11 protein-coding genes and 2 riboswitches are annotated in these 12498 nt (G+C 75.5%); of the genes, 7 read left to right on the forward strand and 4 right to left on the reverse strand.

The annotated features are described in order from the left end of the window. Positions 1-184 precede the first annotated feature (184 nt). The 4 genes from BMY88_RS02030 to BMY88_RS02045 are packed head-to-tail and all read left to right on the forward strand — an operon-like array spanning position 185 to position 4056. Positions 185-1369: a CaiB/BaiF CoA transferase family protein gene (locus BMY88_RS02030; protein WP_091939570.1), complete on the forward strand. Its 1185-nt coding sequence runs from the start codon at positions 185-187 to the stop codon at positions 1367-1369. After that, entirely contained in the window at positions 1366-2178 is an 813-nt protein-coding gene (locus BMY88_RS02035) for a citryl-CoA lyase (protein ID WP_091939572.1), read from the forward strand. The genes BMY88_RS02030 and BMY88_RS02035 overlap by 4 nt, the downstream gene beginning before the upstream one ends. A gap of 4 nt (positions 2179-2182) precedes the next feature. Further along, complete coding sequence (locus BMY88_RS02040; RefSeq protein ID WP_091939574.1) at positions 2183-3154, forward strand: quinone oxidoreductase family protein; 972 nt, start codon at positions 2183-2185, stop codon at positions 3152-3154. Between the two features lie 38 nt (positions 3155-3192). Next, entirely contained in the window at positions 3193-4056 is an 864-nt protein-coding gene (locus BMY88_RS02045) for a dioxygenase family protein (RefSeq protein WP_091939576.1), read from the forward strand. Here BMY88_RS02045 and BMY88_RS02050 read toward each other — a convergent pair. After that, the gene (locus BMY88_RS02050; RefSeq protein ID WP_091939578.1) at positions 4026-4367 is read right to left on the reverse strand and encodes a hypothetical protein; all 342 of its coding nucleotides are present in this window, start codon (positions 4365-4367) and stop codon (positions 4026-4028) included. The two genes, BMY88_RS02045 and BMY88_RS02050, sit on opposite strands and share 31 nt — an antisense overlap. A 31-nt stretch (positions 4368-4398) precedes the next feature. After that, positions 4399-6153 carry an aa3-type cytochrome oxidase subunit I gene (gene ctaD, locus BMY88_RS02055; protein WP_091939581.1) on the reverse strand — a complete coding sequence of 585 codons (1755 nt, stop codon included), beginning with the start codon at positions 6151-6153 and terminating at the stop codon, positions 4399-4401. A 173-nt stretch (positions 6154-6326) separates the two neighbouring features. Here ctaD and BMY88_RS02060 point away from each other — a divergent pair, with 173 nt between their 5' ends. Beyond that, the gene (locus tag BMY88_RS02060; protein ID WP_091939582.1) at positions 6327-7817 is read left to right on the forward strand and encodes a mannitol dehydrogenase family protein; all 1491 of its coding nucleotides are present in this window, start codon (positions 6327-6329) and stop codon (positions 7815-7817) included. Between the two features lie 53 nt (positions 7818-7870). Here the strand turns inward: BMY88_RS02060 and BMY88_RS02065 are convergent, their stop codons facing one another. Continuing rightward, positions 7871-8362: an NADPH-dependent FMN reductase gene (locus tag BMY88_RS02065; protein WP_211435424.1), complete on the reverse strand. Its 492-nt coding sequence runs from the start codon at positions 8360-8362 to the stop codon at positions 7871-7873. A gap of 66 nt (positions 8363-8428) precedes the next feature. Beyond that, a riboswitch (SAM riboswitch) is annotated at positions 8429-8541 on the forward strand. Positions 8542-8573: 32 nt separating this feature from the next. On the opposite strand from BMY88_RS02065, the gene BMY88_RS02070 reads away from it, so the two are divergent. Beyond that, a complete protein-coding gene (locus BMY88_RS02070) occupies positions 8574-10019 on the forward strand; it encodes an aminotransferase class V-fold PLP-dependent enzyme (RefSeq protein WP_091939586.1) in 1446 nt (481 codons plus the stop codon). Positions 10020-10039: 20 nt separating this feature from the next. Here BMY88_RS02070 and BMY88_RS02075 read toward each other — a convergent pair whose 3' ends face one another. Then, positions 10040-10966, reverse strand: a complete 927-nt coding sequence (locus tag BMY88_RS02075; protein WP_091939588.1) for a glycoside hydrolase family protein — start codon at positions 10964-10966, stop codon at positions 10040-10042. A 98-nt stretch (positions 10967-11064) separates the two neighbouring features. Between BMY88_RS02075 and BMY88_RS02080 the strand changes: the two genes are divergently transcribed. Further along, a complete protein-coding gene (locus tag BMY88_RS02080; protein WP_091939591.1) occupies positions 11065-12057 on the forward strand; it encodes a sulfotransferase in 993 nt (330 codons plus the stop codon). Between the two features lie 69 nt (positions 12058-12126). Next, positions 12127-12237, forward strand: a riboswitch (SAM riboswitch). Positions 12238-12498: the final 261 nt, after the last annotated feature.

Here is a 12498-nt window from a genome sequence, read left to right on the forward strand (position 1 = left end):
GGACGTCCGTCCGCTGCACGGACGGCTCCCCGGTCCGGCCACCCTGGCGCGGCCCCTCCAGGCCTGTCAAGACGCGAAATCCGGCCGATCCCGGTCCGGTTGACAGGCCCGCGAGGGCGCGCCGAGACTTCGGCGGACGGTCGTCCGTATGACGAGCCGACGACGCGGAGGGATCCACCAGCCGATGACCACCGAACCGCCGTCCGGCGCCGCGCGCGGCCCGCTCTCCGGGTTGCTGGTGGCCGACTTCAGCCGGATCCTCGCCGGCCCGTACGCCACGATGCTGCTGGCCGACCTGGGCGCCGAGGTGATCAAGGTCGAGGGTCCCGGCGGCGACGACACGCGGACCTGGGCCCCACCGGTCCGCGACGTCGCGGGCGAGGAGGTCTCCACCTACTACCTCGGCGTGAACCGCAACAAGCGGTCGGTGGCGCTGGACCTGAAGGACCCCGGGGACGCCGAGGCGGCGCGGGAGCTCGCCCGCCGGGCCGACGTCGTGGTGGAGAACTTCAAGCCCGGCGGCCTGGCCCGCTTCGGCCTGGACTACGACGCGGTCGCCGCGACCAACCCGGCCGTCGTCTACGCGTCGATCAGCGGCTTCGGCAGCGGGCCGGGCGGGCGGGCGCTGCCGGGGTACGACCTGATCGTGCAGGCGATCTCCGGCCTGATGAGCCTCACCGGGGACCCCGGCGGGGACCCCTACCGCGCCGGCGTCGCCGTCTTCGACGTGATGGCCGGCCTGCATGCCACCATCGGCGTCCTCTCGGCGCTGAACCTGCGGCACGAGACCGGCCGGGGGCAGCACGTCGAGGTCAACCTGCTGTCCTCGGCGATGTCCGGGCTGGTGAACCAGACCAGCGCGTTCGTCGCCGGCGGCGTCGTCCCGTTCCGGATGGGCAACAGCCACCCCAGCCTGTTCCCCTACGAGCCGCTGCCGTGCTCCGACGGGGACCTCATCATCACGGCCGGCAACGACGGCCAGTTCCGCAAGCTGTGCGAGGTGCTCGGGCTGCCCGAGCTGGTCGGGGACCCCCGGTTCGGCCGCAACGAGGACCGCACCGCCAACCGCGACGAACTCCGCCCGCTGCTGGTCGAGCGGCTGCGCACCCGCACGAAGATGGAGTGGTTCCGCGACATCATCGGCGCGGGCGTCCCCTGCGGTCCGATCAACACCGTCGACCAGGGCGTCGCCTTCGCCGAGGAGGTCGGTCTCGAGCCCGTGGTGGTCGTGGGGGAGGGGGCGGACGCCGTGCCGTCGATCCGCAATCCGATCCGGTTCTCCGACACGGCGGTCGACTACCGGCTGCCCCCGCCCCGGGTCGACGAGCACGGCGACGACATCCGCCGCTGGCTCGGGGAGCGGTCGTGAGCGCCCCGGAGTACCGCACCGCGCTGGGCGCCTCCACGCCCGAGACGATCACCCTGCTCGGGTCCGATCTCGCCCGCGACGTCATGGGCTCCGTCGGCTTCGGGGAGCTGGCCTTCTGGCTGGCCGCCCAGCGGCGCCCCACGCCCGGCGAGACCCGCGTCTTCGAGGCGGTGCTGGCCGCGCTGGCCGACCACGGGTTCACCCCGACCGCCATCGTCACCCGGCTCACCTACCTCTCGGCCCCGGACTCGGTGCAGGGCGCGCTGGCCGCCGGGCTGCTCGGCGGCGGGTCGCGCTTCCTCGGCGTCACCGAGGACTGCGGCCGGTTCCTGCACGACGTCCTCGCCGCCGCCGACGGCCTCCCCACCGACGACGCCGGCTGGGACGCCCTCGCGCTGGAGACGGTGACCGCCCGGCGTGCCGCCGGGCGGTTCGTGCCGGGGCTGGGGCACCACGTGCACAAGGACGGCGATCCGCGCACCCCGCGGTTGTTCGCGATCGCCGCCGAGGAGGGCGTGGCCGGCCCGCACCTGGCGCTGTTCGCGGCGATCGGCCGCGTGCACCCCCAGGTGCTCGGGCGGACGCTGCCGCTGAACGGTGCCGGCGTCTGCGGGGCGGCGCTCGCCGACCTCGGGCTCCCGCTGGAACTGCTCCGCGGCTTCGCCCTGCTCGCCCGGACGGCGGGGCTGATCGGGCAGCTGGCCGAGGAGTTGAGGCATCCGGTCGCCAACGACGTCTTCCTGTCGGTCGACCGGAACAACCGCTCGGTCGCGCCGGACCCCTACGTCCCCGACCCGCTGGGGGGCTGATCCCGTGCACGCCGCCGTCCTCCCCGCCCCCGGCGCGACGCCGGCCTGGGCCGAGCACCCCGACCCGGCCCCGGCGCCGGGCAGCACGCTGATCGCCGTGTCGGCGGCGGCGATCGTCCCGCTGGACCTGCTGTGCGCCTCGGGGACGTCGTACTTCGGCGTGCCGGCCTGCCCCTACGTGCCCGGCACCCAGGGCGTCGGCGTCGTCGAGGAGTCCGCGACGCTCGCCCCCGGCACCCGGGTGTTCTTCGAGACCGCCGCCGGACGCGCGCCGGTGGACGGGAGCCTGGCCCAGCGGTGCGCCACCCCCGACGCGATGGTCGTGCCGATCACCGCCGACGTCGGCGACGTCCCGGCGGCGGCGCTGGGCATGTCCGCGGTGGCGGCGTGGCAGGCGCTCACCGCCCGCGGCCGGTTCCGCGCCGGGGAGCGGGTGCTCGTGCTCGGCGGCGGGGGAGCGGTCGGGCAGGTCGCCATCGGCGCCGCGCGGGTGCTCGGCGCCGCCCGGGTCGTCGCCGTGTGCCGCTCGCCGGAGGCGCGCGAGCGGGCCGAGCGGGCCGGGGCCGACGCCGTCGTCCCGCTGACCGGTGACGTCGACGCCCTGGCCGCCGCGTTCGGGGACGCCCTCGGCGGCGGGGCGGACGTCGTCGTGGACCCGGTGTGTGGAACCGCCGCGACGGCCGCCGCGTGGGTGCTCGCGCCGGGCGGCCGGCTGGTGAACCTCGGCGGCGCGTCGGGCGACACGGCGCAGTTCTCCTCCGCGGTGCTGCGCGGCCGGTCGGCCGAGATCCTCGGCTACACCAACGTCTCGCTGACGCCCGCGGAGCGCCGCGCGGCCCTCGACGCGGTGCTCGGGCACGCGGCGCGGGGGCGCCTGGCCGTCGACGCCGAGCACCTGCCGCTGTCCGACGTCGCCGCCGCCTGGGAGCGGCAGGCCTCGGGCCGTGCCCCCCGCCGCCTGGTCCTGACCCCCTGAACCACCCGGACGTCCCCCGCAGCGCACGAGGAGGAGCGATGGAGCTCGTCACCGAGGACAACATCACCGAGCTGGCCGCGCAGCGGTGGCAGACCGCGCGCGACCCCCGGCTCGCCGAGCTCATGACCGCGCTCGTGCGCCACCTGCACGCCTTCGCCCGCGAGGTGCGGCTGACCGAGGCCGAGTGGCTGGCCGCCGTCCGGTGGCTGGACCGCGCCGGGCAGATCAGCAACGAGAAGCGGGAGGAGTTCATCCTCGCCTCCGACGTGCTCGGGCTGTCGATGCTCGTCGTCCAGATGAACCACCGCCTCGACCCGTCGGCGACGCCGGCCACGGTGCTCGGGCCCTTCCACATCCCCGGGTCCCCGGAGCTGGACTTCGGCGGGGACATGTCCGGCGGCCTGGACGGCGTGCCGCTGTACGTCTCGGGGACCGTCCGCGACCTGGCGGGCGCCCCGGTGGCGGGCGCGCGGCTGGACGTCTGGCAGGCCGACGACGCGGGCCTCTACGAGGTGCAGCACGCCGACGTCGACGAGGCGCGGCTGCGCGGCATCTACCGCAGCCGGGACGACGGCACCTACTGCGTGCACACCATCGCGCCGAAGGGCTACTCGATCCCGATGGACGGGCCCGTCGGCGACCTGGTCGCCCAGACCGCGATCAGCCACTTCCGGCCGGCGCACGTCCACTTCCTGCTCGACGCCCCGGGCTTCGAGCCGCTGATCACCCACCTGTTCCAGGAGGGCGCGGAGTACCTCGACACCGACGTGGTGTTCGGCACCAAGGCCGAGCTCGTCGTCGCCTTCGAGCGGCGCGAGCCCGGCCCCACGCCCGACGGCGGCCGCAGCGACCGGCCGTGGCTGCAGGCGCGCTACGACTTCGTGCTGCAGCCGAGGGGCTGACGCCGCGGGTGCCGGTGCCGGAGCGGGTGCCGGTGCCGGTGGCGTGGACGCTCGGGACGTCCGTCGCCGAGCCCGTCGGGCGCGGGCAGCCCGGGCCGGTCCGTCGCCCGCGCGACGAGGACCAGCCCTCCGGCGAGGAGGACGACGTACAGCACCGGCAGGGCCGCGAGCCCGAGCACCGCGAACGCGCCGACCGCGGCTGCGGCGGCGACGGCCGTCACGGCGCAGAACCGGCGCCGCAGGCGGCGCACCGCGGGGGCGAGGAGTTCCTGCTCGAGGTCGGCGAGGACCTGGGCCTCGGAACTGTCCACGGGCCACCTCCGGGAGGTCGAGGGCGGACCCTCAGGTCGGGTCGGGGTCGTTCGGCCCCTGCCGGCGGCCGGCCGTGCCGCCGATCTGACCCGCGTAGGGCTCGTGTCGCTTGCCGACGTGCGCCTCGCGCTGCAGCCGCTCCACCAGGTGCGGGTAGTGCAGCTCGAAGGCCGGGCGCTCCGAGCGGATCCGCGGGATCTCGAGGAAGTTGTGCCGCGGCGGCGGCGACGAGGTCGCCCACTCCAGCGAGTTGCCGTGGCCCCAGGGGTCGTCGCGCACGGCGAGCTGCCCGTGCTTCCACGACCGGACGACGTTGAGCAGGAACGGCAGGATCGACGCCCCCAGCACGAACGAGAAGATCGTCGAGACGACGTTCAGCGTCGTGAACCCGTCGTCGGGCTGGTAGTTGACGTAGCGGCGCGGCATGCCCTCGCCGCCCAGCCAGTGCTGGACCAGGAACGTGCCGTGGAAGCCGACGAACGTCAGCCAGAACTGCAGCCTGCTCAGCCGCTCGTCCATCATCCGGCCGCACATCTTCGGGAACCAGAAGACGATCCCGGCGTTCGCCGCGAACACGACCGTGCCGAAGACGACGTAGTGGAAGTGGGCGACGAGGAAGTAGCTGTCGTTGAGGTGGAAGTCCAGCGGCGGGCTGGCCAGCAGCACCCCGGTCAGCCCGCCCAGCAGGAAGGTCACCATGAAGCCGAGCGACCACAGCATCGGCGTCTCGAACGTCAGCTGGCCGCGCCACATGGTGCCGATCCAGTTGAAGAACTTGATGCCGGTCGGCACGGCGATCAGGTAGGTCATGAACGCGAAGAACGGCAGCAGGACCGCGCCGGTGGCGAACATGTGGTGCGCCCACACGCCCATCGACAGGGCGCCGATGGCGATGGTGGCCGCGACCATGCCCTTGTAGCCGAACAGGGGCTTCCGGCTGAACACCGGGATGATCTCGGTGACGATGCCGAAGAACGGCAGCGCGATGATGTAGACCTCGGGATGGCCGAAGTACCAGAACAGGTGCTGCCAGAGCATCGGCCCACCGTTCTCGGTGGAGTAGACCAGCGAGCCGAGGTTGCGGTCGGCCAGCAGGCCGAAGATCGCCGCGGTCAGGATCGGGAAGACCAGGATCGCCAGCAGGCTGGTGACCAGCGTGTTCCAGGTGAAGATCGGCATCCGGAACATGGTCATGCCGGGCGCGCGCAGGCAGACGATCGTGGTGATGAAGTTGACCGCGCCGAGGATGGTGCCCAGCCCGCTGACCGCCAGGCCCGCCATCCAGAGGGTCGCGCCGGCGCCGGGCGAGTTCACCCCGTCCGACAGCGGGGTGTAGGCGTACCAGCCGAAGTCGGCGGCGCCGCCGGGGGTGAGGAAGCCCGAGACGGCGATCATGGAGCCGAAGAGGAACAGCCAGTACGACAGCGCGTTCAGCCGCGGGAACGCGACGTCGGGGGCGCCGATCTGCAGCGGCATGATCAGGTTGCCGAACGCGAAGAACAGCGGCGTCGCGAAGAACAGCAGCATGATCGTGCCGTGCATCGTGAAGAGCTGGTTGTACTGCTCCGGCGAGAGGTACTGCAGCCCCGGAACGGCCAGCTCTCCCCGCATCAGCATCGCCATGAGCCCGCCGGCGATGAACCAGACGAACGAGGTGACCAGGTACATCAGGCCGATGGTCTTGTGGTCGGTGGTCCGCAGCAGGTTCGACAGCCGCGACCCCTTCTCCGCCACCCGGACCGGCCCCGGCCGGCTGACGACCGGCCGCGGCACGAGGGCGGTCACGCCGGACCGCGCGGAGCTCGGGGGGCCTGGAGCGACGTCGTCACGGGTACCTCCGGCAGCGCGGACGGTGCAGTGACCCTCATGGTGGCCCCCGTCACACCCGAGCGCCAGCCCTCCCGCATCACGGGCGGCTCCGCCGGTGGAGACCGCGCCGCGGGGGTAAGGGCCCGGGCATGCCGCGGCTGAGCGCTTCCACCCTCGCCACCCTCGGCCCGTCGGTGTGGACGCCCCGCTACGACCGGACGGCGGTGCGGCCGGGCATCGTGCACCTGGGCGTCGGCGGGTTCCACCGCTCCCACCAGGCGCTGTACGTCGACCGGCTGCTGGAGTCCGGGCGGGGCACGGACTGGGGCATCTGCGGCGTCGGCGTCCTGCCCGGCGACCGCCGGATGGCCCAGGTCATGGCGGCGCAGGACTGCCTCTACACCGTCGTCGCCAAGCATCCCGACGGCTTCCTCGACGCCCGGGTGGTCGGCTCGATCGTCGAGTACCTCTTCGCCCCCGACGACCCCGGGGCCGTCGTCGAGCGGATGGCCGCTGAGACGACCCGCATCGTCTCGCTGACGGTCACCGAGGGCGGCTACAACACCTCGGCGGCCACCGGCGAGTTCGACGTCGACGCCCCCGACGTGGTCGCCGACCTCCGGGCCGGCGCCGCACCGCGGACGACGTTCGGTCTGGTCACCGAGGCCCTCGCGCGCCGCCGGGCCCGCGGGCTGCCGCCGTTCGCGGTGGTCTCCTGCGACAACGTCCCGCACAACGGCGACCTGGCCCGCCGCAGCTTCGCCGCCTTCGCCGGCCTGCGCGACCGCGAGCTGGGGGAGTGGGTGCGCGCCGAGGTGGCCTTTCCGAACTCGATGGTCGACCGGATCACCCCCGTCACCACCGACGCCGACCGGGCCGAGCTCGCCCGCCGGTTCGGCGTGGACGACGCCTGGCCGGTGGTGTGCGAGCCGTGGACCCAGTGGGTGCTCGAGGACGCGTTCCCGGCCGGCCGGCCGCCCCTGGAGGACGTCGGCGTGCAACTGGTCGCCGACGTCGCCCCCTACGAGCAGATGAAGCTGCGGCTGCTCAACGCCGGTCACCAGGTGCTGGCCCACCTCGGGCGGCTGGCGGGACTGGAGTACGTGCACGAGGCCTGCCAGGACCCGCTGTTCCGCGAGTTCCTCCGCGGCTACCTCGACGAGGAGGCCACGCCGACCCTCGCCCCCGTGCCCGGCATCGACCTGCGCCGGTACAAGGCCGACCTGATCGGCCGCTTCGCCAACCCGCAGGTCCGCGACACCCTCGACCGGATCCGCGAGAACGCCTCCGACCGGGTGCCGCAGTTCCTCCTGCCGGTGCTGCGCGACAACCTGGCCCGCGGCGGCGAGATCCGCCGCTCGGCCGCCGTGCTGGCCGGCTGGGCGCGGGCGGCCGAGGGCGCCGACGACGCGGGCCTGCCGCTGGCGCTGGTCGATCCGCGCGCCGAGCAGCTCGGGCTCCGCGCGGACCGGCAGGCCGCCGATCCCCTGGCCTTCCTCGACGATCCCGACGTGTTCGGCGACCTGGCCGCCGACGAGCGGTTCGCCGCCTCCTACCGCGAAGCCCTGACCGCCCTGCGCGCCCGCGGTGCCCGCGCCACCGTGGCCGGGCTCGTCGGCGGCCGGCGCCGGCGGCCGTGATCATCGGCGGATGGCTGCCCGACACGCCGAGGGGGGCCGCCACCTGCCGATGATCAACGGGGGGTGAACGCGGCCACCTGCGGGCCCGCGGTGGCCAGCCACGGGTCGAGCACCGTCGGGTCGTCCCAGGAGCGGTCGATCAGGTACAGCCCGCGGGTGGGGGTGGTCGCGCCCAGCTCGGTGAGCACGGGCTTGAGCAGCAGGTCCGGGGCCAGGGCGTGGGTCGGTCCGCCGCCGAGCATCAGCGGCACCGCCACGACGCCGGCGAGGTCGCCGGTGCCCACCTGGTCGAGGAACAGCTTGAGCAGGCCGGTGTAGGTGCCCTTGTAGGTGGGGCTGGCGACGACGGCGACGTCGGCCTCCCGGAGGGCCGCGACGGCGTCCTCGACGGCGGGATCACCCCAGCCGAGCAGCCCCGCGCCGAGGTCGATCACGTCGATCACCCGGTCGGGCGGGGCGCCGGTGAGGCGCTCCAGGACGGACTCGGCCGCGGCCCGCGTCCGCGAGAGGGGCTTGGGGTTGCCGACGACGGCGACGGTGCTCACGACACCAATCCCTACCATCCCGATCGTATTTGACGGGATAGGGGGCGTCTGTCAGGCTCGTCGACAGGTCACGAGTGCCAGCGCGAAGCCCCGGCTCGCTGGCCGGCAACCCTCCTCCGCGGCGGGGTGCTCCGGGTGACGACCAGGCGGGCGCCGACCGGCGCCGGCAAGCGCGGACCTGCCTCGCGGGTCCCCGGACCAGAGGAGACCCGTGTCCACCGCCGTCCTTCCCCGCCCGGCCGGCCCCGACGCCGCCGGCAGCGCCGCCCCCGTCGGCGCCGCCCCCGCCGGCACCGTCCCCGCCCACGGCCCGGCGGCCGACGCCCCGCTGCTGCCCGTCGTCGGCGCCGGCCTGACCGTGCCGCTGGTGACCGGCGCAACCGTGCCCTACGCCCAGCTGGACACCGCGGCCAGCACGCCGGCCCTCGCAGCGGTCGCCGCGCGCGTGGCCGAGGTGCTGCCGCTGTACGCCAGCGTGCACCGCGGGGCGGGCTACCTGTCCCAGGTCTCGACGGCCCTGTACGAGTCGGCCCGCGACCGCATCGCCGCCTTCGTCGGCGCGCGCGACTCGGACGTCTGCGTCGTCACCCGCAACACCACCGACGCCCTGGCCGTGCTCGCCGGCTGCGTCCCCGCCGGGGCGGGCGTGCTGGTCCTCGACGCCGAGCACCACGCCGACCTGCTCCCGTGGCAGCGCCGGGGCGACGCGACGGTGCTGGCCACGCCGGCCACCGCCGCGGAGACCCTGGCCCGGCTGCGGGCCGAGCTCGGCGCCGAGCGCTACGCGCTGCTGGCCGTCACCGGCGCGTCCAACGTGACCGGCGAGGCGCTGCCCCTGGCCGAGGTGGTCGCCCTGGCCCACCAGTCCGGCACCCGGGTGGTCGTCGACGGCGCCCAGCTGGTGCCGCACCGGCGCTTCTCGCTGGCCGACAGCGGGGCGGACTGGGTGGCCTTCTCCGGGCACAAGCTCTACGCCCCCTTCGGCGCCGGCGCGCTGGTCGGCCGCCGCGACTGGCTCGACGCCGGCCCGGCGTACCTCGCCGGCGGGGGAGCGGTCGCCGAGGTCACCGCGGCCGGGGCGCGGTGGCTGGCCGCACCGCACCGGCACGAGGGCGGCTCGCCCAACGTGCTCGGCGCGGTGGCGCTGGCCACGGCGTGCGACGCGCTCGGCGCCCTGCCCGACGGCGCGCTCGACGCGCACGAGCGGGCGCTGCGCGAGCGGCTCGTCGCCGGGCTGGCGGGGCTGCCGGGCGTGCGGGTGCTGCGGATCTGGCCGGACTCGGGCGAGCCCACCGGCGTCGTCGGCTTCACCGTGGAGGGCGCCGACCCCGGCCTGCTGGCCGCCTACCTCTCCGCCGAGCACGGCATCGGCCTGCGCGACGGCCGGTTCTGCGCCCATCCGCTGCTCGCCCGGCTCGGCGTCCCCGGCGGGGCGCTGCGGGCCAGCGTCGGCGTCGGCACGACCGCCGCCGACGTCGACCGCCTGCTGGCCGGGCTGGCCGCCTATCTCGCCGACGGGCCGTCGGTGGCCTATGCCGTCGTCGACGGCCGGTGGCAGCCCGCCGACGACCCGCGGCCGCTGGCCGCGCTCGCCGGCGTCGACCCCGGCGCGCTGGCCCGCGGGGCCGGGTGCGGCGGACCGGCGGGCCACCCGTGAGCCGCGTGCCCGCCCGTCGCTCAGCCGGGGAGGACGACGGTGCGCAGCTCGTGCCCCCCGTCGGCGCGGGTGGCCTCGTAGAACCAGCGGGCGCCGCCTCCGGGCAGGGCCACGACGTCGGCGTAGCGCAGGCCGCCCGGCGGGTGCGGGCTGGTGAGCAGCGGCCCGCCGTCGACGGCGCGGAAGGCGCCCTCCCCGTCGTGCACGGCGAGGCCGGTGCGCTCCTCCCAGTTCTCCGCGGCGCTCGCCCGGCCGTCGTACAGGGCCCACGTGCGCGAGCCGTCGAGCACGACCGCGGTGAAGCGCACCCCGCGGGCGTCCCAGGTGCCGGGCGTGCCGGCGAGCGCGGTGCCGCGCCAGGTCCACTCCACCCCGTCGGGGCTGGTGGCGTGCTCGGTGGTCATCCGGTCGGTCGCGTCGGGGTCGTCGAGCGGGTGGACCGACGCCCACAGGTGCCACTGGACGCCGTCGTGGCGCACGACCGGGTCCTTGACGGCTGCCGTGCCGCTGCCGGGCAGCACCGTCCGGGGCCGCGCGGTGGCCAGGCCCGGGACGTCGTCGGCCTCCAGCAGGTCGACCCGCCAGTGCTTCGTGCCCGGGGTGGCGCAGCTGACGTACAGCCGCCAGCGGCCCTCGGGCATGTGCACCAGCGCGGGCCGCTCGAGCGACTCGGCGCCGAAGCGGTCCTTGCCCAGGGCGGCGACCGGCTCGAAGCGGACGCCGTCGGAGGAGCGGGCCAGCACGTTGCCGAAGCCCCGGCCCTCGCCCACCGGCCGCCGCAGCCGGTAGGCCAGCCACCACGTCCCGTCGACCAGTTGCGCCGACGGCCCGCCGGCCCACGACCCCGCGCGCGGGTCCTCGGGCTCCACGACCACCTCGGCGTCCGCCCAGAACCGGCCCGGGTCGGGCGGGCGGGCGGCGGGGGTACGGGGAGGGCTGGCGGTCACGCGGCTGCTCCGATTCCGGTGCGGGGGGACGGCGCCGGTCGTCGCCCGTCGCCGTCGCCGTGTCTACACCCCACCCGATCGACCCCAGGAGGGCCCCGATGAGCCGACCGCAGGGCCGTTTGCCCGACTTCGTGATCGCCGGCGCCCCCAAGGCGGGGACGACGGCGCTGCACGCGGCGCTGGCGACGCACCCCGGGCTGTACCTGTCGCCGGTGAAGGAGCCGAAGTACTACCTGACCGACGGGCGCCCGCCGCCGCGCAGCGGCCAGCGCGGTCCGGGCGACGCGCACAGCGCCCGGGAGTGGATCTGGCGGCGGCCGGACTACCTGTCGCTGTTCGCCGGGGCCCCGGGCGGCGCGGTGGCGGGGGAGAGCACGCCCTTCTACCTCTACGACCGGGCTGCCCAGGCCCGGCTGGCCGCCGACGTCCCGGGCGTCAAGGTGGTGGCGGTGGTGCGCGACCCGGTCGACCGGGCCCACTCCAACTGGGTCCACCTGCGCGCCGACGGGCTGGAGCCCGAGGCGGACTTCGGCGCCGCGGTCGGGCTCGAGGATCAGCGGATCGCCGCCGGCTGGGCGCCGTTCTGGCACTACCGCGGCCTGTCCCGCTACGGCGCCCAGCTGCGCGACCTGTACGGGCACCTGCCCCGCGAGCAGGTGCTCGTGCTGCGCTACCGCGAGCTGGTCGACACGCCGCGGGAGACGCTGGACCGCGTCAGCCGGTTCCTCGGGGTGGCCGAGGGCGTCGCGCACGTCGTGGCGCCCGAGAACGTGAAGCCGTACGTGGCCGACACCCCGCGGTACCGGGCCCTGGCGCGCGTCACGCGGGCCGGCGCGGCGCTGGGCGCGTACGCGCCGCCCCAGGCGTGGCGGCAGGCGAGCCGGCCGCTGATCGCCGCGCTGCACGCCGGGCGGGCGCCGCGCCCGCCGCTGCCCGTCGAGGTCCGCCGGGAGGTCCTCGCCGGCGGCCCCGCGCCGCTCCTGGACGACATCGCGCTGCTCGAGGAGCTGACCGGGGAGTCGTTCGCCGACTGGCGCGGGGACTCCGGCCGCGGGGACTTCCGCAGCCGCTCCGGTGCGGGGTCGGTGTGACCCTTCCCGCAAAGTGCATCAAGTCGGTCGGGATTGACGTAATTGGCTCGGGATGGCAGGCTCGACCCCGGCATCGAGCGTCAGCGACAAGCCCTGGCTTGCTGACCGGCAACCCTCGTCCGCGGTGGGGTGCTCCAGGTGACGGCCCGGCGAGGCGACCCCGCCCCGCAAGTGTGGAAGACCGGCTCCGGCCGGCAGCAGCAGGAGGAACCCAGGTGCACGACGGTCTGGCCGGTACGCGCGCCGCGTACGCCCGCCGCTCACCGCTCACCTGCCGGCGGCACATCGACCTCCAGCTGGTGACCAGCGCGCTCTGTCCGGGCGCCTGATCTCCCCGCCCGCCCCGCGAGGGGCGGCTCCCCTCCGCCTTCCGGCGGAGACCACCCACTGCCCGTCCGTCGGATGGCGCGCGTCCTCGCGCGCTCCCCGATCGGCCGGTGC

The sequence above is a fragment of the Trujillonella endophytica genome, assembly GCF_900110555.1.
Classification (GTDB): Bacteria; Actinomycetota; Actinomycetes; order Mycobacteriales; family Geodermatophilaceae; genus Trujillonella; species Trujillonella endophytica.